Raw genomic sequence first — 23,367 nt, 5'->3', positions numbered from 1 at the left:
GGTCTATTTTGAGGCGAGAAAATCTTGTCGATAACCAGACAAAAATTTTGCTATTTAGTTGTTCTAAATAAGAAATTTTTAACGCTGTTAGCGTCAGGTTTACTCCCTCAAATTGAGCAAGTGTTAAGTCAAATTGGTATTAGTACTAGCTTGATATGCGCCTCGTCAATTTACACCACGCTTTTTATACCAATTCGCTTAATTTAGCTTGCTGTTTTGATTTGAGACGAGAACATCTTGTCGATAACAGCTGCTAGAGAACAAGTTACCATCTCTATCAGGTTATTATTTCTAAATAATAGATTGTTAACGCAGGTAAACTCAGATTTACTCCTTCAAATTGAGTCTGTATTAGAATTAATTAGTATTACTCATTGGTAGATATTTTTGATACCAGAGCGACCAGCGTCCCTTCTATTGCTCTAACATAAGCTTGTGTCACACTCCCTTTTTGGCTTGGAGCACTTAATGGCTCTGCACCAGCCTCCACAGCTTTGTCATAGCATTCAGGTACATTAACGCAGCTTAAGGTAATTTCAAAGCCCAGTGCGGGTTGCTTTGGGTGACAACGAATGTAGTCTTGTTTGAATTGAGATTGTGCTAAAGGGTGGCTTGCAAATGCTAATTTAACTTCACCTGTGTCTAATTCGCCGTAGTCGCCATCATCGGTCATATCACAAGTGCTCAGACCAAACGCTTGATAGTAAAAGTCTAGCACTTCTTCAACGCTATCTACGTATATCACCGTTTTAACAAACACAGATTCCCCACTCCGCTATACACAAAATCGTAACCTTTTATAACTTAAGCACAAATATTGGGCAAGGTAAAATCAGTTTAATACCAATTATCTTAATTAAGTGGTCTATTTTGAGGTAAGAAAGTTTTGTGCAAGATTTACATAATCGTATGCTATAAACAGGGCGACCTAAGCAAAAACAGATTGGATAAAAACTTTAACGCAGGAATCACCTAGTCGACCTGTTTAAAATAAGTATCAAAAAAGAGCAGGGATTATTATACTGGAACCACGCAATTTCGGCCTTCCGCTTTGGCTTGGTACACGGCATGATCAGCTGCTTTCAGCGCATGGCTAAACGGTAAGCTGGTATTGACTTGTGCAACACCAAAACTTGAGGTAACGCTAATCTCTCCTGCTGGCGTCGCTATTCGGGCTTGCTCTATTTCATTTCTTAGGCGTTCAGCGATAATCATTGCTGAGTTTATCGATGTGTTTGGCAATAGTACCACAAACTCTTCACCGCCTAAGCGACACATACAATCTTCTAGTCTTAGCGTGTTAACACAAATTTCAGCAAAATGTTTTAATACTAAGTCCCCTGTTTCATGGCCATAGTTGTCATTTATCTTTTTAAAATGATCAATATCCAGCATCATCAGACTAAAAGGGTGCTCAAAGCGGGCGTGACGGCTCATTTCTCGCTTTGCACTATCCATCAAAAAGCGTCGATTGCTCAGCCCCGTGAGTGGGTCTTTAAATGCCAGCTCTGTTAGTTGTGATTGCAGTTGCCATAGCGCTTTAACTAGCAAGCGGCGGCTACAGCAATCTGCAATCATTTCTGCAAATGCAATTTCATCTTTGTGCCAGGTACGGATCTTATCCCCTTCACAACACACTACACCATGAGGTATTCCATTTTTAAAAATAACGGTATCCAGCATCGTTTTTATGTTGTGAGGGACTAAATAAATATCGTGAAATTCGCAGGTTCTTGGATCTGTTGTTGCATCATTCGCATCAATAGAGCGACCACTGTTAATCGCTGTAAAATAAGCAGCAAAGTCTTCATATTGAAGTGTTGGAAGCTGTTCTGGAAGTGTTTTACCAGACCAATCAGTATTAGCAACATTGATTAACTCTGAAGGCTTATCAAGGTCATCAAACAACCATACTGACACACGAGCGACCTTCAAGGTCTGCTTACCTTCATCAAGTAAATCGAGCAGAAAGCTCTGAAAAGTGCCAGATACATCTAACTCCTGTGAGCTAAGTCGTCTGAGGCGTTGGGTTACATTGCTAAAGTTCTTCAACATAATACGAAGAGTAGACTCTTTTTAGTTAGATTAATACCAATCAAGTCAAATAGCCAATCAAATTGTAGTAACTTGGTGGTAATACAACCCAATCACCTTCAGTGTGCTCGGGTAAGCCATATTTTTTGGTCAGTCATAGAATTTAAGTTCAGACTATTCAACCTAAAACCCTGATAGTTATATCTTTTAAAAGAGATATTTAAGCGTAAACCGTGTTGAATTGACTCTGAATAACTGCCTGTATGTAAATTCACGTTGCCAACCGGGTATAGTTACTATGCTAATCACAGGACGCAAGCGCAATTCTGTCGCCGAAAGGTGTTGATTAGATAGGGAAGTAATTTAGCGTAACTTTAAAACAATTTGTTAGCCCATTCCCTATCCAAACCTCAAGTTAATTAATATATTTCGCGAGGTACTTTTTGAAAACCGGATCCGTTTTAGCTAATTGTCGCTGCTCTTCCATAATATCGGTCAACATGGCTTCAGAGGTTAGCGGGTTCGCTAATACCACCCTAAATACAACCGTAGGTTGACGCTCATATTGCTCTGGAGTCAAACGTGTCCGTGATACGAACGAGCGCCCGGCTTCACGTTGCCGCTTTTGCATACTTGCAGTGAATCTGTTTAAGGCTGCATAAATGTCTATCTTCTCTTGCTTATCCGCTTGCTCTATTGCCAATTTAATTGCTTCCGGAACATATCGGTAAGTAAGCAAGCAAAGCTCTGGCTCTGAGATGAGCTCAAAATCAGGTGTCTGTTTGATCAATTCAGCAAAATAGCGTGCTTTTTCAATGCCTTTGTCAATGAGCATTTCATAACCTTGACGGCCAATCACTCGTAAACATGCGTGCACAAGCATCGCCATACCGGGCCGGCTACCCTCTAACGTATGACTTCCTAAGTCTTTTGAGCCTTTTCGCAATATATATTCAGCATGATGTTCAATCGCATCAGATGCTGCGGGGTCTTTAAAAATCACCATCCCAGCCCCCATAGGCACGTACATCTGCTTATGCGCATCAATGGTGATCGAGTCAGCACGCTCTACCCCTTTGAGAAGGTGACGATAATTATTAGAAAGTAATGTTGCCCCTCCCCATGCGGCGTCCACATGAAAGTGGCAACCTAGCTCTTCAGCTAGATCAGCCATATCCTCTAGCGGGTCAATATTACCAGTTTCTGTTGTGCCAGCGACCCCTACAAGCGCTAATACTTTAATACCTTGGGATTCCAATTCATGTGCTTTTTGTCGCATCGCACTGACATCAACTTTGTTATCAGCTGATGTTTTGATGGAAACGAAGTTATCGCGCCCAATACCTAGCACATCAGCCGCTTTCCCTAATGAATAATGACCACGCTCAGACACCAGTACGGCTAATCCTTTGTAGCCATAGTGCAGCATCGCGGCAACTATACCGGATGCGCCAATCCCCTTAAAATCACCGTCCGCTTTTAATAAGCGGTTGCGTGCAATCCAAAGCGCAGTGATATTTGCAATAGTGCCTCCTGAGCAAAAGGCACCTAAGGAGGTTTTGGCACTATGCATCCATTTATTGTAGAAAGTATCGTTATTGCCATAGACAAGATGGTGAACCATCCCAAGTACTTGGCGCTCAAGTGGCGTAAATGCTTTTGAGGTTTCTATTTTTACCAAGTTTTGATTCAGCCCTACCATTAACTTGGACAGTGGCAATACAAAGTGTGGTAACGCGGAGGTCATGTGCCCGATAAAACTAGGCGCTGCAGTATGCACAGAATGCGCAACTAGCTGCTCCATAATATCTTGAGCATAATCGGAGACAAACATTGGCACTTCAGGGATCTGTGCGGACTGAAAGTCTTTTTCAACTTCATGAAGTGGCTTCTCGATTGCAGCTATATTTTCATTCAAAAAACCAGCCAAGTTACTCGAGATTTCTTGCTCGATTCTGCTCAAAGTTGAATCAGGTGCCTCAGGCACTGTAAATATACGCATTAAGCTTTCTTCAGAGGCAACGGCGCAACGCTTTGGACCCATCAATACTACCTAACATCAAAAGGTGTACTAACACTCTCCCATCAAAATAGACTAGAGCAATGCCAATAACACAAGAGATTGTGATCTATGAAATGGCTAACTTTACTGTAAAGAAAAGGAATTGTCTTCTATTGTCGCGCCAAAATTCATGAAACATTGACAATTTTATGAAAAACCAGCGAAAGTTCAATGAAGGCTAGAGCTCAAATTTGTCGTTTTTATTTTACTTTTCAGGTACAAATAAGGTATAAAATGTCATGCTCATTCAGCTTTTATGAGTAGACCAGCTCCTATTCGACAACAATACATTTTGCAGAATATCAATGCGGAACTTTTTTGCTCAATTTCTTTTCATGTGATTAACTTATGATGTATTGTTTATATTATGTAACAAGGCAACACCACCTGAATCCGAAACGGTATTTCGTCGTTTACACCAAGTGAATCGGTGGATAAAGGATTATCATGAATACTCGGAGTATCGCTCAGCCACTCAAAGCTAATAAAGTGCGAGAGTCGACCAAAATCTCGCAATTATTGGGACTGACCAGTTATACCCCAAGATTACCAGTTGCGTGGCTCGCTTTAGCATCGTTGATCTTCTTAGCTGCTTTATCCATTTACGTTGTTGCAAACTACTATGATACACGACGTGACATTATGGCTAGTATTGATGCGCAACTTATCAACGCAGCCACCAGCGCAAACGTGATGGTTGGCAAAGGTTATCACAGCTCTCTCGATAGTATTACAGCTGCTGAATTCAAACAAAAAAGCCATGCCCTGACTGAGCTTGCAAACGCATTGAACGTAGAATATGTTTACACTATGGTGCTAAAAGCGCCTAACGTCCATTTTACGGCATCAAGCTATACTCGCGAAGACCTCAAATTAAAACGCCTCACTCGTTATCAAGACATCTACTCTGAAGCTTCTGTAACGTTAAAAAGTGCCTTTCACTCAACGGAGCCGGTCTTTGAAGTAGCGAAAGATAAATGGGGTCATTTTAAAAGTGTATTCATTCCTTTTGTGCTTCCAGATGGTACAACTTATATTGCAGGCGCAGATATTACTATTCATGACCTTGAGAGTAGGCTCAATGAGAGTGTGATAGATGCAGCAGTTGATGCAAGCTTTTTCTTTATCATGTTTTTGGTTGTCGTCAGCCTATATTTTATGTACTACAAGAAAACTCTGACGAGTGATAACCGAACAGGGTTTGGCAATCGAATTGCCTTGGAGCAAGCACTCAAACATTCTAAATCTCAACATTTGTGCTTAAGTGTTGTCTGGGTCAAAGAGCTGGAGGATATCATAAGCTTTTATGGTACAGAGGTTGGTGATAATGTAATGGCTAAAGTAATGAGTTACTTCTCAGAGTTTACTCATCCATTTGAAGTGTATCGCCTAACAACATCTAAAATAGCCTTGGTGACGAGTATTGAGAATAGCGAGCATTACCTTGCCAATTTAACTGAGTCCTTTCCTTGCGCCAAACCTATCTATGATGCGCCGCATCTGTATGTAAATTTGTGCGCAGGCGTTGCCAAAGGCAACTGTGCCTTGTTGCTAGAGAATGCCTTTTTAGCACTTAGACAAGCACAACAACAAAATATTCAGATTTGTTATTTTGACTCGCAGTTACAAATAAACCCACAGCAACAATCAAAGAACTTACACCTAACAAGATTATTGCAAAGCGCGTGTGAATCAGATCGGATCATACCCTTTTTTACTCCCAGAAAGGCCTGTCATGATCACAACAATATTCAATATCAGTGCAGCGCTCGTATTCTCAATGAGCGAGGTGCAATTATTGATGCAGAGCACTTTTATCCGGTAATGAAGCAACCCAAGTTACGCGCGCAAATTAGTATGAAATTACTTGAGCTATGTGTTACTCGATTTAGAAAATCAAACCATGCCTGGAGCATTCAACTCAGTCATGCAGAAATAGCTGATCCTGAATATTTTGAGTATATCAGTCAAATATTGCGACGATACCCGCAACCTCAACTTATCACGTTTGAGTTTGATGAGAGTGATGTACTAAAGAATTTTAGCGACATGAACTTAATGATGCAGTCCCTAAAAGCTAAAGGTGCCAATGTTGCTGTCAGCGGCGTGAATAGCGGCTTTCTTACAATAAACAGAATATTGAAATTACCACTCGACGCAATTTGCCTCGAGAAAAGTATTTGTGAACAGCTCAGTGATGACGAGATGCTAATGAGCTCCGTCGCCTACTTGGCTGACCACTGCAACACTCGTCGCATTGACCTGATTGTCCCATGTGTGACCACGAGTCGCCAGGCTAAACAACTAGAAGAAGCTGGAGTGGCGCGATTAGAGGGAAGCTGGGTAGGCAAGGCAAGTGGCCACCTTTGATATGAATACCAATTTAACTTAATACTTGCTCAATTTGACCTGAGTAAGTCTTGACGATAACAGGACATGAAAGCGGCGTTATCGCCAAGATTTTCTTGCCTCACAAAGCAACCACCCCTAGGTTGAATTATGTTGATTTAATCGCATTGCTGAGCATTAAATCTGTGCCAACAAGCGCGTACTCGACTGCCCACTTGCCCAATACTTACGCTCAAAAGGCGTGATTGCTTGCTCGTTTTCGTAAGCTTCAACATGTGCAGTAACACCGCTTAATTCAAGCGCTCTGGCGAACTCTTTAACATAGATATTCCAATTACTACGTAGCTCTAGCTGGCCACCTAATTTCACAATATAGGGAAATACTGCGCTGCCATGCCAACGCCTTTGAATATGCTTAGCCTTTGGCCAAGGATTTGGATAGAGCAAGTAATGGTGGCTAGGTTGCCATTTAGCTTGCAGCGCAAGTCGCCAAAAATCATTTAAGTCAGCTTGTACCAGAATATATTGTCCTTCGTCGGATTGTTTATATTCTACGTCATGCTTTTCAAGGCGATGGGAAGACTTATCAATTCCAATTATAAGCGCTTCAGGGTGGTGCTTAGCAAGGTTCGCGGTACTTTCCCCTACTCCACAGCACGAATCCAAAATAATGGGTCCATCAAATGCCTGAACTCGTTTATTTACCTCATCAAAAGCACGTTGAGTGTGCACTGCTATCGGCTTTTTGAATTCAGCTTTTAAATGTTTTGTGACGATTTCATCGAGCTTTTCATGCAGCCCTTGCTGATTAGTGGTAATACTACGAGAGTTTGCTTCTGTCATAACCTATCGATAATTTGGAAGAAATTGTGGTGATTTTACCTGAAATTAGTCAAGAGTGCTGCCACCATTTACAGCACTCCATTTAAGCGCAAGCGCACTTAGTGCCTGAGCCCAACACCACGTTTAATCAAATTAAGCGCTAATAGGAATAAACCACAGATAAAGATGCCAAGTACTGTAAAGGCCACCCCGATATTTACATCAGAGACTCCTAAAAAGCCAAAGCGAAATGCATTAACCATGTAGATTATTGGGTTTATCTGCGATACGCCTTGCCAAAACTCAGGTAGCAAGGTGATGGAGTAGAACACTCCTCCCAGATAGGTAAGTGGAGTAAGTACAAAAGTGGGAATTATACTGATGTCATCAAAGCTATTGGCGAATACCGCATTGATAAGCCCTCCCAAGGCAAACACCGCAGAGGTTAAGATCACTGTGATAATAATCACCGCAAGATTGTGGATCTGGATATCAACAAAAAATAAGCTCACAATGGTGACGATTAACCCGACCAGCATGCCTCTGGCCATTCCACCTCCCATGTAGCCGAGCACGATAATATAATTTGGTACTGGGGCAACCAATAATTCCTCTATACTTTTTTGAAACTTAGTAGAATAAAAACTAGAAGCTACGTTAGAGTAAGAGTTGGTAATAACCGACATCATAATAAGGCCAGGCACAATAAACTCCATGTAGCTAAAGCCGCCCATCTCACCGATTCTAGAACCTATCAAGCTACCAAAAATCACAAAATAAAGCGTCATTGTGATCGCAGGAGGTACTAAAGTTTGCACCCAAATTCGCAAAAAGCGAATACACTCTTTTATCCAGATACTTTTTAACGCGACGCCGTATTTCAGCACGATTATACCCCTCTGCCCTGCTCTAATAGACCCACAAACAACTCCTCTAATCGGTTAGCCTTGTTGCGCATACTCAATACTTGATTCCCCTGCTGCGTTAACTGTGAAAAGACCCCATTGAGCCCCTGTGACTTAGCAACTTCGACTTCAATCGTATGATCATCAACACGAGTAAACTGATAACCATCTAACGTCACCGGCTTGATGGGAGACTTGAGGTCTAGTACAAAGGTTTCTTTATCTAACTTAGCAAGTAATGCCTTAATAGTTGTATGTTCTACTATGGTGCCTTTATCGATAATCGCAATATTGCGGCACAGTAACTCAGCTTCTTCTAAATAGTGGGTAGTTAAGATAATCGTCACCCCTTGTTGGTTTATTTCACGTAAGAAATCCCACATTGAGCGACGTAGTTCAATATCAACACCAGCTGTTGGTTCATCTAAAATAAGTAGCTTTGGTTCGTGCATCAACGCTCTGGCAATCATCAAGCGACGTTTCATGCCACCAGACAAGGTACGAGCTTGCTTATCTTTTTTGTCAAACAGTCCAAGCTGCTTGAGGTACTTTTCTGCTCGTTGATGTGCAACATCTCTTGGCACACCATAGTAGCCTGCTTGTGTCACTAAAATCTGATTTAGCGTCTCAAATTGACTGAAGTTAAACTCTTGCGGCACAAGCCCTAAGTTAGATTTTGCGTCTTCTAAATGGGTATCAATACTGTGGCCAAATACCTCAACACGGCCCTGGGTTTTATTTACCAGTGAAGCGATAACGCCAATTGTTGTTGATTTTCCGGCGCCATTAGGGCCAAGCAAAGCAAAAAAGTCACCCTCTTGTACTTGTAAGTCTATTCCTTTCACTGCTTCGACGCCGTTACTATAGACCTTTTTTAATCCTTCGATGTTCAGTGCTATTGTCATATTTTGTTATTCTCCATAACCCCAGCGTTTTGCTAAAGTATGTTCGATGTTCAGATGATCTAGAATTCGCGCCACCATAAAGTCGACTAAATCCTCAATACTTTGTGGCTGGTGATAGAACCCTGGCGCGGCAGGCATAATCGTCACGCCCAAACGGCTTAATTTAAGCATGTTTTCAAGATGGATTGGGCTAAAAGGCGTCTCACGAGGCACTAAAATCAACTGTCCCCGCTCTTTGATCACAACATCAGCGGCACGCTCCAATAAATTATCAGATGCTCCCAACGCAATGGCTGAAACACTTCCTGCACTACATGGGCATACCACCATTTGTTTTGGTGCCGCCGAGCCAGATGCCACAGGGCTAAACCAATTATCTTTGCCAAACACTTGTATTTGCTGTTGTTTGGCTGCGAATAGCGTTTGTAGCTGCTCGCTCGCTTTTTGCTCATTACCAGATAGCTTTACATTTGACTCGGTGTCCAAAACCACTCGAGCTGCGCTAGAGATTAACACATAAACTTGATAGTTTAACGACACTAATACTTCTAACAACCGCAGTCCGTAAGGTGCACCTGAGGCACCACTGAATGCCAATGTAATTGGCCCTTTAAATGTTTGTTCTGACATACAAATTACTTTTTTAATGCAGTTAATAATTTATCGTGAATACCACCAAAGCCGCCGTTGCTCATTACTAAAACATGTTGATTCGGCGCTTGATTTGCAACAACCTGTGTAACAATTTCATCGACACTAGCAAAGCACCGCCGTCCAGCACTTTCAGCCTGTGCTTTTAACGACCAAGACAAGCCTTCAGGCTCAAATAAATACACCTCATTTGCTACTGCTAATGACTGCATTAAAGTCTCTTGGTGCACCCCAAGCTTCATGGTGTTTGAGCGCGGCTCTAAAATCGCAATGATGGGTGCATCACCTACTTTTGCTCGAAGCCCTGCAAGTGTCGTTGCGATAGCGGTGGGGTGATGAGCAAAATCATCATAAACCGTCACTCCGTTGACTTCTCCTTTACACTCCATGCGTCGTTTAGGTGAGATAAACTGGCCTAGCGCTTCAATACTTACTTCTATTGGGATCCCAACATGTCTTGCGGCTGCAATCGTCACCATGGCATTCTTGACATTGTGTTCACCGATGGTCTGCCAGTTAACTACACCCTTTTCTTCTCCTTCAAACAGTACCGTAAAACTAGAGCCATCTGCTTTGATGAGGTTATACGACCATTCTTTGCCAAGGGATTCCTGCAAGCTCCAAAATCCTCTATTTATCACCTCTTGCAATGCCTTATCGTCGGCAGGATAGATGGCTTTACCTTGGCTCGGTAGCGTACGAATAAGATGATGGAATTGCGTCTGAATGGCGTTTAAATCGGGAAAAATATCCGCATGATCATATTCTAGATTATTCAAGATTAGTGTACGCGGTAAATAATGAACAAACTTACTCCGCTTATCAAAAAATGCGGTGTCATATTCGTCTGCTTCGATGACAAAAAATGGTGTGTCCGAAGTACGCGCAGACACCCCAAAGTTTTGAACCACCCCGCCGATTAAAAACCCTGGACGTAACCCAGCATATTCGAGCACCCAAGCCAGCATACTTGCGGTAGTCGTTTTTCCGTGTGTACCAGCAACAGCGAGTACCCAAGACTCTCTTAGTACATTTTCTCGAAGCCATTCAGGGCCTGACGTATAATAAAGCCCTTTTTCCAGCACATATTCAACACAGGGGTTACCGCGACTCATGGCATTGCCAATGACCACCACATCAGGCTGAGCATCAACTAATTGCTGTGGGTCATAGCCTTGAGTAAGCTCAATGCCAAGTGCTTCGAGCTGGGTGCTCATTGGTGGATAAACGTTGAGATCTGAGCCAGTAACTTTGTGACCTAAAGACTTCGCTATAGCGGCAATACCACCCATAAAGGTGCCGCATATCCCTAAAATATGTACGTGCATAGCATTCGCATTCTTTATTTTTCATTTTTAGCTAGATTAACATACTCAGCTTATCGGTGGCTGACTTTATTGTTGAATCTATTGCACCAGTATTATTCTGGTCTTGCTGAGGGCTGCAAGATTGAGGTTATACAGAAAGGTTGGGCCGAACAATCGTTCGGCCCAAATAGTTTAAGACTTGTTACGATTTTCTTTTGCAAACGCACGTAACTTGCGTTTTTGTGATAACGTCATTTTATTTGAACGGCCTGCGTACGGGTTGTCCCCTTCGCGGAACTCAATTTTAATTGGCGTTCCCATCACATTTAAAGCCTTGCGATAATAGTTCATTAGGTAACGTTTATAACTATCTGGCAGTTCGTGCACCATGTTACCGTGGATAACAATACGCGGAGGGTTATAACCACCTGCGTGTGCGTACTTCAGCTTCACACGACGACCACGCACCAAAGGTGGCTGGTGATCAGCCTGCGCCATATCCATAATGCGACGCAACATTGCTGTACTCACACGTTTAGTTGCCGACTCGTAGGCTTCATCGATAGACTCAAACAAGTGACCAACACCGGTGCCATGCAACGCGCTAATAAAGTGTAATCGTGCAAAATCAACAAAACCCAGCCTTCGGTCTAGCTCTGTTTTGATCCGCTCTTTTACGTAGTCATCAAGACCATCCCACTTGTTCACTGCAATCACCAATGAACGACCCGCATTCAGAGCAAAGCCAAGCAAGCTTAAGTCTTGATCAGAGATCCCTTCACGAGCATCAACAACTAGCAAAACTACATTTGCGTCTTCAATTGCCTGTAATGTTTTTATCACAGAAAACTTCTCAACAACATCGCTGACTTTCTTGCGTTTACGTACACCTGCGGTATCAATCAGTACGTATTCTTTGTCGTTGCGAGTCATTGGGATGTAAATTGAGTCTCGTGTCGTACCTGGCATGTCGTACACTATCACTCGGTCTTCGCCTAGAATCCGATTTGTCAGTGTCGACTTACCAACATTTGGGCGTCCAATAATCGCAAGTTTTACAGGCTTGTCTTCAAAGCCAGTTTTGCCAGCTTCAACTTCCTCATCTTCAAGATAAAGTTCCGCAATGTCTTCATCATCTTGCGCCACGGCTTCTTCTTGTAAAGAAAGCTCTGCAATGACTGGCTGCAAGGTTAACTCGAGTAGTTGAGTGACACCACGGCCATGTGCTGCTGCTATTTGCTGTACATCGCCTAATGCTAATTGATAAAACTCTGCACAATTGGAGTCTGCATCAATACCATCCGTCTTGTTAGCCACGACAAAGCACTTTTTCTGCTGTTTACGAAGGTGCTGTGCGATTGCTTGATCAGCAACAGTCATGCCTGCTCGTGCATCAACCAAAAATAGTACAATATCCGCCTCTTCAATTGCCAGCAGAGATTGTTCAGCCATTTCAGTTTCAATGCCTTCTTCTGAGCCATCAATACCACCCGTGTCCACCACGATAAACTCATAGCCTTCGTAATTTGCTTGGCCATACTTGCGGTCACGAGTGAGGCCAGGGAAATCAGCAACTAACGCGTCTCGAGTACGTGTTAAACGATTAAATAGTGTGGATTTACCCACATTAGGTCGCCCAACCAGAGCGATCACAGGAAGCATAGACTACCTCTTTTATAAACAACAAAAGGCTTCGCGAAAGCGAAGCCCCATAAAATATTCAAAATTCAGAAGGTTATTTTGGAATTTGAACTGCGCTAAGTTCACCATCTCGCGTATATACAAATACCTTGTCATCAACGACGATTGGCTCAATATAAAACCCAGAATCATCAAACTCAGTACGAGATACTAGCTCTCCTGAGTTTTTATCCAACCAATGTAAATTACCTTCTTGGTCACCGACCACGATATAATTGCCTGCAACTGTTGGGGCAGTAAGATACCAGCCACGCAAAGCAGCTTGTGTCCAACGTTCAATACCTGAGTTTTTGTCTAGGGCGTATAACACCCCGTCACTGTCAACCAAATAAATAACATCTAGGTCTAGCGTTAAGTCGCGATAACTACTGTACTCACGATCCCATACTACGTTACCGCTGCGAACATCAATAGCCACTAGTTTACCATTATAGGCGATAGAATACACATATGCGCCACTCACGACAGGCTTAGTGTCTACATCAACCAAACGCTCAAACTCTGAAGCTCCTTTTGCTATCGCAACATCAGTACTCCAAGCGGTAAAGCCATTCTCGGCGATTAATGCCGTCAGTTTGCCACTTTCTTCACCAACAAGTACACCGCCATTGGCGCTGGTTGGCGAACTTAAACCACGCAAGGTCAGTGCTGGCACTTCTTGTTCGTAGTGCCAACGTTCTTCACCTGTATCAGGGTGTAAAGCAACGAGTTTACCTGAACCTAAGTTAACATATAGCAGGCCATCCCCAGCAGAAGGGGCAGAAAGCGCTTCGCCAGGTACTGATTTACGCCACACCACTTCACCGGTTTCACGGTCTAAGGCAAAAACCTGTCCATGCTCAGAGCCGATGTACAGCTTACCATATGCTTGGGTAATACCGCCTGACAACTTAGCACTGTCACTGTCTTCCCATGGCCAAAAGCTGGTATTTTTACGCACATCAACTTGCCATTTTTCTTTACCTGTCTCGACGTCAAACGCGGTGACTATACCCTCTCGCGCAGCAGCAAAGACCGTTGTTTGGTAGCTCACAGGGGCAAGATGAGAGAAATAATGCTCTACACCGTCACCAACGCCCTCTTGCCACACAATATTCGCTTCAAACTGGTTATTGATTTCAGGCAGTATCAGTTCTTCTTCGTCATCATTTGATGAGCACCCAGCCGTAAGTGCTGCCACACATAGAGCCAAAGAGGCCATAGTTAACTTCTTCATGGCAACTCCTTAAACCGTTGTCTTTTGTGCTAAATCATCCAGTTTAATTTGCAGCATGGGGTTATTATTACCTGTTGCCGCTTCTAGTGCTGACTGATAAGCGTCACGTGCCTTATCTTGCTCACCTTGCGCTAGGTAAATATCGCCTTGGATTTCTGATTGCTGTGCTTTGAATGCCTCAGGCATCGGTTTTGCTAACGTTGCTAGCGCCTGCTCGTACTGCTTTTGAGAAGCCTGAACACGTGCTAATCGAAGTAATGCCGTTGCTTTGAGCTCAGCATTATTTACATTTTCAGCAGCCCAAGTTAATTTGTCTGCGGCTAATGTTAAGTCATTCTTTTCAATTGCCTCTTTTGCAGCAACAAATGCGGCTAATACGGCATAGTTAGAATCAGCATTATCTGCAACAAATGCTTCGCTTTTTGCAAGTACGTCATCACTTTCTACGATTTGGCTGTAGGCTTCAGATGTCGCTTCTGCGGTGTCAATCTGACTCTGATTATAGGCTTTCCAACCGTATAAACCGCCTAACCCTAATACAGCCCCTATCACTAGGGTTGTACCATTCTCGCGGAAAAATCGCTTTATTGCTTCTTCTTGTTGCTCTTCTGTTGAATAAATTTCCATTCTAACCTCTTAGCTTACCAACTCTGCAAGCAGTGCTTTTACTTCTGCAAGCGGTAAGGTGATTTGTTCTTTCTCTTCACGCAAATATTTTACAGTCACTTTGCCTTGCGCCAGTTCATCTTCGCCTAGCACTAATGCCACGACTGCATCGCTTTTGTCTGCACGTTTAAATTGCTTTTTGAAGTTGCCCCCACCGCAATGTACCATCACGCGAAGTCCTGCAACCTCATCTCGTAGCTGCTGCGCTACTACTGGAGCTTGGATTGCCGCTTTGTCACCCATAGCAACTACATAAACATCAGCATTACGGCGGATTTCACCAACACACTCTAATGTTTGTAACATTAACACAAGACGCTCGATACCCATCGCAAAACCGACAGCCGGTGTCGCTTTTCCACCTAGCTGTTCAACCAAGCCATCGTAACGTCCACCGGCACACACTGTACCTTGAGCACCAAGACTGGTTGTTACCCACTCAAATACAGTACGGTTGTAGTAGTCTAGGCCACGTACCAGCTTTTCATTAACCTGGTATTCGACGCCAGCTGCGTCTAAACGTTCACATAAATTCGCAAAATGTTCACGCGACTCTTGGTCTAAATACTCAGAAAGCTTTGGCGCATCGACTAAAACTGCTTGAATGTCTGGGTTTTTGCTATCAAGAACTCGAAGCGGGTTAGTGTACATACGACGCAAACTGTCTTCATCAAGTACCGCTTTATGCTGTTCTAAATAAGCTATCAAAGCATCTCGATATTCAGCTCGGGCTTCGTTAGAGCCCAATGAATTAAGCTCAAGCTTGACGTGCTCTTGAATACCAAATTGCTGCCATAGACGCGCCGTCATTAAGATCACTTCAGCATCAATATCAGGCGTTGCGACCCCATAAGTTTCAACACCAAATTGGTGGAATTGACGATAACGACCTTTCTGCGGCCGCTCATGGCGGAACATTGGCCCCATATACCAAAGACGCTGCTCTTGGTTATACAGTAAACCATGTTGATTACCAGCACGTACGCACACAGCCGTCCCTTCAGGACGTAGCGTTAAGCTGTCGCCGTTACGATCATCAAAGGTATACATTTCTTTTTCAACAATATCGGTCACTTCACCAATAGAGCGTTTGAATAGATCAGTCGATTCAACGATTGGAAAACGGATCTCTTGGTAGCCAAACGCAGCCACAGTTTCTTTTAATACCGATTCTACTTTCTGCCAGATTTGTGTATCACCTGGCAGACAATCATTCATTCCACGGATTGCCTGAAGTTGTTTTGTCACTGAAAACCCTAATTATTCTTTGCCATCAGCCAATATGTGTTGGTTGATGCTATTGCTTAAACACATGCTCAGGTAGCATTGTTTGCGTACCTGTATAAAGCTTGAAAATTCGCTTATCTTAACGATTACATCCGTATCAGTCGATGATTTTTACATCGATTTTTTCTTCGCTCTCTTTTTTCTCTACATACTCTCTAATTTGAGATTCAAGCTGAGCAACAATATCATCATTATCAATACGTGTTTTTTGACGTTCACCATTAATGTAAAGCCCTGAGCGGCGATTTGCACCTGCAAGACCTAAATCACTCACTAATGCTTCACCAGGGCCATTTACCACACACCCTATCACCGACACCGAAATTGGCGTAGTGATATCTTCTAGACGCTCTTCAAGTTGATTCATGGTGTTGACCACATCAAACTCTTGTCTTGAACAGCTTGGGCAAGCGATAAAGTTAATACCACGCGAACGGATACGCAGCGATTTAAGGATATCGAAGCCAACTTTTATCTCTTGTACTGGATCAGCAGCAAGAGAAACGCGCAGGGTGTCACCTATCCCCTCAGCCAACAACATGCCAAGACCCACTGCCGACTTCACTGAACCGGCTCTAAAGCCACCAGCTTCTGTGATCCCTAAATGTAGTGGCTGATCGATTTCTTTAGCGAGTAGACGATAAGCGCCCACCGCCAGAAATACATCTGACGCTTTTACCGATACCTTAAACTGATCGAAGTTATGACGCTGAAGAATCTCAACGTGACGCATCGCGGACTCAAGTAAAGCCTCAGGTGTTGGCTCACCGTACTTCTCTTGTAAGTCTCGCTCAAGTGACCCGCCATTGACCCCAATTCGAATAGGGATATTGTGTTCACCAGCGGCGTCAATCACAGCGCGGATCCTGTCTTCACTACCGATATTGCCAGGGTTGATCCGCAGACAGTCCGCGCCATACTTGGCAACTTGTAAAGCGATGCGGTAGTCGAAATGAATGTCTGTCACCAGTGGAATGTCTACTTGTGCTTTAATGCTTTTGAATGCTTCAGCGGCATCCATGGTCGGCACAGAAACACGAACGATGTCAGCGCCCGCATCTTGGATAGCTCTTATCTGCGCCACCGTTGCATCGACATCTAGGGTGTTAGTATTCGTCATCGATTGCACCGCTATCGGTGCGCCATCACCAATAGGCACATTACCGACATAGATCCTCGTTGACTTTCTACGCTTAATAGGTGGTTCTGAAAACATGCTGACTACTCTGCTAACGGTAAATTAAATTTGGCTAGACGGTTTTTAGTGAACTCTGGCAAGATCACAGGTTTACCATCAAGTGTGACCTCTACGGCCCGATGCTTGCCGAGTATAACAGAAAAAGGGGCTTTCCCTTCAACTGTCATGGTATATCCTGCTTTTTTAACCCCAAATGCCACGCGCTCTTGGGTTGCATCAAACATTTCAACCCAACTTTCTTCATTAAAGTACATCACCACCGTGCTGATCCCTGGCGCGCGTTTAGTCTGCTCTTTCGGGTTGCTCTGAGCAGGCGTTGATGTCGCCACCTCAAGCGTACTTGTTGGCTGCTCTTCTAGCGCGCCTGTACTCTCAGACTGTTCTGGCTCGTCGTTTTGTATCTCTTCTTGATCGCTTGTTACTTCAAGCTCTGGTACTTCAAGCTCTGGTGCTTCAATTGTGGTGATCGCGCTTTCTTGAGCGCTTTCAGGCTCCGAAGTATTGGTCTGCCAAAACCACAACGCTGAGGATCCCAACACAATAGCAAGCACGATATAACTCACCATCATTAAACGGCTATCATGTGCCTCTTTGTGCGTACGACGCGAAAAGCTCTGCATTCGTTTTTTCTGCGGCGGTACCACTGGTGATTGGTACATGGCCAGTACCTCTACCGGATTTAGTCCAAGCAATGCGGCATAGTTTTTAATATAACCACGCACAAATGTTTCAGGCCCTAAATCTTGATAATCGTCCTGCTCGAGCTTAGTGAGTTGGGCATGAGTCATCTTTAGACGTGATTCAATCTCAGCAAAACTGATCCCAGCATTTTGTCTTGCAGTCGCCAAAGTTTGCCCGATTGAAGGCTGCTCTTGTTCAGGTGCTTCTTGCTCTTTCATATTTTGGTTCATAAAACGTAATTTGTTGGGTCTACTATTAATAATCCGTGGCCTGCTTGCAGCGCCACGTCAGGAGTTAGCTTATTCCATCGCATAATTTCATCGATCAACACACCATATCGATCGGCTACGCTGAGCAAAGTATCTCCCACAGCGATTTTATGGATCACATTGGGATTATTTAGATACACCTTTTGACCCGCAACTAACCTTGCAGATTCACGCACTTGATTATACTGCATCAAATCGACCATTTTAATGTCGTATTTTACAGAAATACTAAATAGGTTTTCACCTGCTATAACCGTGTGAAACGCTACCCTTGGTGGCGTTAATTCGCTGTTTAGCAGCGGTATAGAAGTGTTAGTTGCTGCCGCGGTCACTACATGACGTTCCTTTGGCACTTCACTAAAGGTGACATCTGCAGGATTTGGTTGATAGAACTCAACTTGCTCATCAGAGCGCAATGACGTAGTTACCGCTGGAGAATTTTTAACTACCTCAGGTTTTGCTACTGGCGCAAAATTATTAGTCTCTACAGGTGAATCAGCAGTGAATATAGGCGTTGATTTGCGTTGCGTTTTTTTACGTTTAATTTTTATCTTTGGATTTGCAACGATATGACTGGGTGACGCACCAGCCAACTTGTTAAGCTGCGCTTCTCGGTATCGATTCCTCAGTCGTTCAAACTCACTCGCCACAGTATTGTCAGTTAATATCAAGGCCGCCTGCGCTGACTTTGGATAGCTTTGCACTAACGTGGTTGCTAAGTCCTGCGCTTTTTGTAAATGTCCCATTTGCATGTGAACAAGGTGGCCAAGCATCAGGCTTCTGGGAGAAACAAAACCCCGCTTTTCAATACTTTCTAGAATATCTTCGACTCGCAAAAAGTCACTGCGCGCATAATACAGACCGGCCAAAGCCAGCTGTGAAGAGATCTGCTGCGCATTATGCTTAATAGCGCTTTGCAAATAGTCCTCAGCAAGTAAATATTCATTTTGCTTCAAAGCACATAATGCTAAGTTTTCGTAACTGGCTGCTACTCTGAGATAACTTGGCACTTCAATTGCCTTAAAAAAGTACGCATTAGCTTTATCGTACTGCCCTACTCGGCACAAAAACGTGCCATAGTTATTTAGCGTATCGGGATTATCAGGTTCAATATCCAATGCAGCTTGGTACGCATTGTCGGCACGCTGTTGCTCTCCCACCTGCTCATAGTAATAGGCCAGCGTATAATGTGCTTCTGCCAGCTTTGGCGCGAGTTGCAACGCGCGCTCAAGATTAAACTTCGCTGACGTAGTATTACCTGAATTGAGATATTGAAGTGCAAGCGCGATACGAGTTCTAGCAGCATTGGTGTTATTGACTTGCTGCTCGGCTACTGGACGGCCATCAGCACGATAGCTGCGCTCCGTCACACAACCTGACAAAACTAAACTCGCACCTGCGAGAATGGATGCAGCCAATCCTGTTTTGCGATAATTTCGCGATTGCATCACTCACCTTTGAATGCCACTGGGTTTTATATCTGCACTATATTACCCAAAAGGCTACGAGATTCACCCATTTTTTGTAAGATAACCAGAACTTATCTGAGACTCAGATGAAATGAGCTGACCCAAGCCAGCTCATTATTTGTTATTGTGCACTCACATTGACAGCAATGGCGTTGTCATCACGTTGCTTTTTCTTGGCTAGACGCTTGGTTCTATCCACAACATCACCAACCAACTGACCACATGCAGCATCAATATCATCGCCACGAGTACGACGCACAATACAAGTCAGTCCAGCCGCTTGTAACACTTTCGAGAATCTATCGATACGGCTATTACTAGAGCGGCCATATTCGTTACCAGGGAACGGGTTGAACGGGATCAAGTTAATCTTTGATGGCGTGCCTTTAAGCACTTTTACTAACTCATGGGCATGATCCGTGCTGTCATTAACATCTTGCAGCATTACATACTCAATGGTGACATCTTTATTCGCCTTTGAGCCATCAATATAACGGCGACATGCCGCTAAGAACTCTTCAATTGGATACTTTTTATTGATTGGTACAAGCACATCGCGAAGTGGGTTATTTGGTGCATGTAGTGAAATTGCAAGTGCCACATCTATTTTTTCTTTCAAGATGTCAAGCGCAGGTACCACGCCTGATGTACTGAGCGTGACGCGGCGCTTGGATAGGCCAAACGCCCAATCGTCCATCATCAGCTCCATCGCTGGTACAACGTTATTGAGGTTTAACAGAGGCTCACCCATACCCATCATCACGATGTTAGTAATTGGGCGCTTAGTGCTATCACCTTTATGTAGACCAATGTCGGTTGCCACGCGCCAAACCTGACCTATGATCTCAGACACTTTTAAGTTACGGTTAAAGCCTTGTTGCGCCGTTGAGCAAAAAGTACATTCCAACGCACAGCCAACCTGAGAAGATACACACAGTGTGGCTCTATCTTTTTCTGGGATCCACACGGTTTCAACTTCTTGGCCGCCTTCGAGTAACAGTGCATATTTGATGGTGCCATCTGAAGCCTCTTGCTTTACTGATATTTCAGGCGCTTTAATCTCACACTCAGCCTGCAAACGTGCACGAAGCTTTTTATTTAAGTTACTCATCTCATCGAAATTATCGATACCAAAATGATAAATCCATTTCATCACCTGATCCGCGCGAAACGGCTTTTCGCCATATGATGCAAATAACTCGCGCATCCCCTCGCGATTTAAATCAAGTAAGTTAATTTTTTTCTCAATAGTGGTCATGAACAACCTCGGTTATAGACGGTAAAAACAGCTTAATTGCCAACTGCACATTGTACAAAAAAGCAGCAAACATCACAAATAATGAAACGTGTTTTGTGAAGTAGTGTGATTACTTTACAAAGCACGCTTGTCCCATATCAACACCATTTGGCTACGGGACAAAAAAAGGGCTCGAAAGCCCTTTTTTGGCACCAAGTCTCGAATTAACGAGTACGTGGGCAGATTTCTTCTTCAGCGAAGAAATAAGCGATTTCGCGAGCAGCAGACTCTGGTGCGTCAGAACCGTGTACAGCGTTCTCGTCGATGCTGTCTGCGTAGTCAGCACGTAGTGTACCAGCTAACGCTTCTGCAGGGTTAGTAGCACCCATGATTTCACGGTTTTTACGAACTGCATCTTCACCTTCAAGAACCTGAACCATTACAGGGCCTGAAGTCATGAAAGAAACTAGTGCACCAAAGAAAGGACGCTCTTTGTGCTCTGCGTAGAAACCTTCAGCTTTCTCTTGAGAAAGGTGAACCATTTTTGATGCAACGATTTTAAGACCAGCAGACTCAAAACGGTTGTAGATAGCACCGATGTGGTTTTTAGCTACCGCATCAGGCTTGATGATTGAAAAAGTACGCTCTAAAGCCATCTTTTGCTCCAAAATATTGTTGTGAATATTAACGGGCGCGAATTATACGTTGTTTGGTAGAAAAAACCTACTATCTCACGCCGCTTTCTTTGAGAAGATAAAGAAGTTTAGTCAATTTAATATCAATAAACGTCCATAATTCACCGCTACAGCCCAGCTGACAGGGAAATCTATTTGCTTCACAGACAACATCGAAAAACCTGATCTACATCAAAATTATTTTACAGGCTTTCTTCTATACTGCGCCGCTTTTTAGAATCAGCGCACGAAATCACTCAACAGCTGACCCGTAATCAGTTCAATGTATGAGGTAAACCATGTTTGTACCAGAACTTCTCTCTCCAGCCGGCAGTTTAAAGAATATGCGTTACGCTTTTGCGTACGGTGCCGATGCCGTCTATGCCGGACAACCTAGATATAGTTTGCGAGTGCGTAATAACGAATTTGACCTTGAGAACCTTGAGATAGGTATCAATGAAGCTCACCAGCAGAATAAAAAGCTTTATGTGGTGTCAAATATTGCGCCGCATAATGGCAAAGTAAAGACCTACTTACGTGATATTGAACCCGTCATCGCGATGAAACCAGATGCGCTTATCATGTCCGATCCTGGACTAATTATGCTCGTACGTGACAAGTGGCCTGATATGCCAATTCACCTTTCTGTACAGGCTAATGCAGTCAACTATGCTGCGGTACAATTTTGGGCGAAACAAGGAATTGAGCGCGTAATTCTTTCTCGTGAACTATCACTACAAGAAATAGAAGAGATCCGTGCGCTTTGCCCAGAAACAGAACTTGAGGTGTTTGTCCATGGGGCACTGTGCATGGCATACTCTGGGCGCTGTTTGTTATCTGGTTACATCAATAAGCGCGATCCAAACCAAGGGACGTGTACCAATGCCTGTCGCTGGAGTTACGACGTAAAGCCAGGTCAAGAAGACGAAACCGGTGACGTAGTGCATAAAGTGGATCCAAAGGCCATTATTCCTACTTTGGGTGAAGGCCAGCCAACCGATCAAGTCTTTATGCTCGAAGAGCAAGGCCGTCCAGGTGAATATATGCCAGCGTTTGAGGATGAACACGGCACATACATCATGAACTCCAAAGACTTACGTGCTGTACAGTATGTTGACCAGCTGACTCGTATGGGCGTACATAGCCTTAAAATTGAAGGTCGTACCAAATCTTTCTATTACGTTGCACGTACTGCTCAAGTTTATCGTAAAGCTATCGATGATGCAGTAGCGGGTAAGCCATTTGATCCCAGCTTAATGAAAACTCTAGAGAACCTTGCTCACCGAGGCTACACCGAAGGCTTCTTAAAGCGTCATGTACATCAGGACTACCAAAACTACGACTACGGCCACTCTATCTCAGATAAACAACAATTTGTCGGTGAAGTGCTAGGTCGCACAAACAATGGCTTAGTTGAAATCGACGTAAAGAACAAGTTCTGCACAGGACACAGCCTTGAGTTGATGACACCAAAAGGGAATATTCACTTTAACCTTGAACACATGGAAAATAAAAAAGGTGAGACCATTGATGACGCTAAAGGCTCAGGCCATGTTGTAAAGATCCCATTGCCGGAGGATATTGACTTAGACCATGCGATTTTAATGCGTAATTTAGGTCAGCATGAGGACACACGAAACCCATTTAAAAAGGCTTAGTCATGGCACTTTTGATCAATGATAAATGTATCAACTGTGATATGTGTGACCCTGAATGTCCAAATCAAGCCATTTATATGGGCGATAAAATTTATCAAATTGACCCAGATAAGTGCACAGAATGCGTGGGGCATTACGATACACCAACTTGTGTGAGTGTATGCCCAATAGACTGTATCAAGCCGGATCCAAATTATAAGGAAAGCCTAGATCAACTGGCTGAAAAGTATCTTCGCCTTACTGAACCAAATCCGTGAAGCCTAAAGGCTTCACTTT

20 protein-coding genes are annotated in these 23,367 nt (G+C 43.5%); 3 read left to right on the top strand and 17 right to left on the bottom strand.

The window, feature by feature from the left end:
* Positions 1–367 precede the first annotated feature (367 nt).
* The 3 genes from J8Z24_RS03325 to panP all read right to left on the bottom strand — a co-directional run bounded on the left by J8Z24_RS03325 (position 368) and on the right by panP (position 4,078).
* The gene (locus J8Z24_RS03325) at positions 368–760 is read right to left on the bottom strand and encodes a VOC family protein (protein ID WP_147390171.1); all 393 of its coding nucleotides are present in this window, start codon (positions 758–760) and stop codon (positions 368–370) included.
* A 257-nt stretch (positions 761–1,017) separates the two neighbouring features.
* Complete coding sequence (locus tag J8Z24_RS03320; RefSeq protein WP_128730868.1) at positions 1,018–2,055, bottom strand: sensor domain-containing diguanylate cyclase; 1,038 nt, start codon at positions 2,053–2,055, stop codon at positions 1,018–1,020.
* A 394-nt stretch (positions 2,056–2,449) separates the two neighbouring features.
* Positions 2,450–4,078 carry a pyridoxal-dependent aspartate 1-decarboxylase PanP gene (gene panP, locus J8Z24_RS03315; protein WP_252095261.1) on the bottom strand — a complete coding sequence of 543 codons (1,629 nt, stop codon included), beginning with the start codon at positions 4,076–4,078 and terminating at the stop codon, positions 2,450–2,452.
* Between the two features lie 465 nt (positions 4,079–4,543).
* Here panP and J8Z24_RS03310 point away from each other — a divergent pair, with 465 nt between their 5' ends.
* A complete protein-coding gene (locus J8Z24_RS03310) occupies positions 4,544–6,466 on the top strand; it encodes an EAL domain-containing protein (protein ID WP_128730866.1) in 1,923 nt (640 codons plus the stop codon).
* A gap of 156 nt (positions 6,467–6,622) precedes the next feature.
* On the opposite strand, the gene trmB is transcribed toward J8Z24_RS03310, so the two are convergent.
* The 14 genes from trmB to ndk form a co-directional block, all read right to left on the bottom strand.
* Positions 6,623–7,288 (bottom strand): tRNA (guanine(46)-N(7))-methyltransferase TrmB, encoded by a 666-nt coding sequence (trmB, locus tag J8Z24_RS03305; RefSeq protein ID WP_147390173.1) that lies wholly within the window; start codon positions 7,286–7,288, stop codon positions 6,623–6,625.
* A gap of 98 nt (positions 7,289–7,386) precedes the next feature.
* Positions 7,387–8,154: an ABC transporter permease gene (locus J8Z24_RS03300; protein WP_125250607.1), complete on the bottom strand. Its 768-nt coding sequence runs from the start codon at positions 8,152–8,154 to the stop codon at positions 7,387–7,389.
* 2 nt (positions 8,155–8,156) lie between these two features.
* The gene (locus J8Z24_RS03295) at positions 8,157–9,077 is read right to left on the bottom strand and encodes an ABC transporter ATP-binding protein (RefSeq protein WP_125250608.1); all 921 of its coding nucleotides are present in this window, start codon (positions 9,075–9,077) and stop codon (positions 8,157–8,159) included.
* Positions 9,078–9,083: 6 nt separating this feature from the next.
* Positions 9,084–9,707, bottom strand: a complete 624-nt coding sequence (locus tag J8Z24_RS03290) for a flavin prenyltransferase UbiX (protein ID WP_128730864.1) — start codon at positions 9,705–9,707, stop codon at positions 9,084–9,086.
* Between the two features lie 5 nt (positions 9,708–9,712).
* Positions 9,713–11,056: a UDP-N-acetylmuramate:L-alanyl-gamma-D-glutamyl-meso-diaminopimelate ligase gene (mpl, locus tag J8Z24_RS03285; RefSeq protein ID WP_252095260.1), complete on the bottom strand. Its 1,344-nt coding sequence runs from the start codon at positions 11,054–11,056 to the stop codon at positions 9,713–9,715.
* A 171-nt stretch (positions 11,057–11,227) separates the two neighbouring features.
* Positions 11,228–12,697 carry a ribosome biogenesis GTPase Der gene (gene der / locus J8Z24_RS03280; RefSeq protein WP_125250611.1) on the bottom strand — a complete coding sequence of 490 codons (1,470 nt, stop codon included), beginning with the start codon at positions 12,695–12,697 and terminating at the stop codon, positions 11,228–11,230.
* Positions 12,698–12,770: 73 nt separating this feature from the next.
* Positions 12,771–13,952, bottom strand: coding sequence for an outer membrane protein assembly factor BamB (gene bamB / locus J8Z24_RS03275; RefSeq protein ID WP_125250612.1), 1,182 nt, complete (start codon positions 13,950–13,952; stop codon positions 12,771–12,773).
* A 9-nt stretch (positions 13,953–13,961) separates the two neighbouring features.
* A complete protein-coding gene (locus tag J8Z24_RS03270) occupies positions 13,962–14,579 on the bottom strand; it encodes a YfgM family protein (protein ID WP_147390177.1) in 618 nt (205 codons plus the stop codon).
* 9 nt (positions 14,580–14,588) lie between these two features.
* Positions 14,589–15,866: a histidine--tRNA ligase gene (gene hisS, locus J8Z24_RS03265; protein WP_128730860.1), complete on the bottom strand. Its 1,278-nt coding sequence runs from the start codon at positions 15,864–15,866 to the stop codon at positions 14,589–14,591.
* 136 nt (positions 15,867–16,002) lie between these two features.
* Positions 16,003–17,121 carry a flavodoxin-dependent (E)-4-hydroxy-3-methylbut-2-enyl-diphosphate synthase gene (ispG, locus tag J8Z24_RS03260; protein WP_125250615.1) on the bottom strand — a complete coding sequence of 373 codons (1,119 nt, stop codon included), beginning with the start codon at positions 17,119–17,121 and terminating at the stop codon, positions 16,003–16,005.
* A gap of 5 nt (positions 17,122–17,126) precedes the next feature.
* Positions 17,127–18,002 (bottom strand): RodZ domain-containing protein, encoded by an 876-nt coding sequence (locus tag J8Z24_RS03255; RefSeq protein WP_252095259.1) that lies wholly within the window; start codon positions 18,000–18,002, stop codon positions 17,127–17,129.
* Between the two features lie 8 nt (positions 18,003–18,010).
* Positions 18,011–19,501: a type IV pilus biogenesis/stability protein PilW gene (pilW, locus tag J8Z24_RS03250; protein WP_176032478.1), complete on the bottom strand. Its 1,491-nt coding sequence runs from the start codon at positions 19,499–19,501 to the stop codon at positions 18,011–18,013.
* 142 nt (positions 19,502–19,643) lie between these two features.
* Entirely contained in the window at positions 19,644–20,780 is a 1,137-nt protein-coding gene (gene rlmN, locus J8Z24_RS03245) for a dual-specificity RNA methyltransferase RlmN (RefSeq protein WP_125250618.1), read from the bottom strand.
* 203 nt (positions 20,781–20,983) lie between these two features.
* Complete coding sequence (gene ndk / locus J8Z24_RS03240; protein WP_010377338.1) at positions 20,984–21,415, bottom strand: nucleoside-diphosphate kinase; 432 nt, start codon at positions 21,413–21,415, stop codon at positions 20,984–20,986.
* A gap of 317 nt (positions 21,416–21,732) precedes the next feature.
* On the opposite strand from ndk, the gene trhP reads away from it, so the two are divergent.
* On the top strand, positions 21,733–23,091 hold the full coding sequence (gene trhP / locus J8Z24_RS03235; RefSeq protein ID WP_125250619.1) for a prephenate-dependent tRNA uridine(34) hydroxylase TrhP: 1,359 nt from the start codon (positions 21,733–21,735) through the stop codon (positions 23,089–23,091).
* Between the two features lie 2 nt (positions 23,092–23,093).
* A complete protein-coding gene (locus J8Z24_RS03230; protein ID WP_125250620.1) occupies positions 23,094–23,348 on the top strand; it encodes a YfhL family 4Fe-4S dicluster ferredoxin in 255 nt (84 codons plus the stop codon).
* Positions 23,349–23,367: the final 19 nt, after the last annotated feature.

Origin of the sequence: Pseudoalteromonas sp. SCSIO 43201, from assembly GCF_023716725.1 — a bacterium.
GTDB lineage: Bacteria > Pseudomonadota > Gammaproteobacteria > Enterobacterales > Alteromonadaceae > Pseudoalteromonas > Pseudoalteromonas peptidolytica.
Note: the sequence above shows the minus strand (reverse complement) of the source record. Positions and strands in the feature narration are given on the sequence as shown.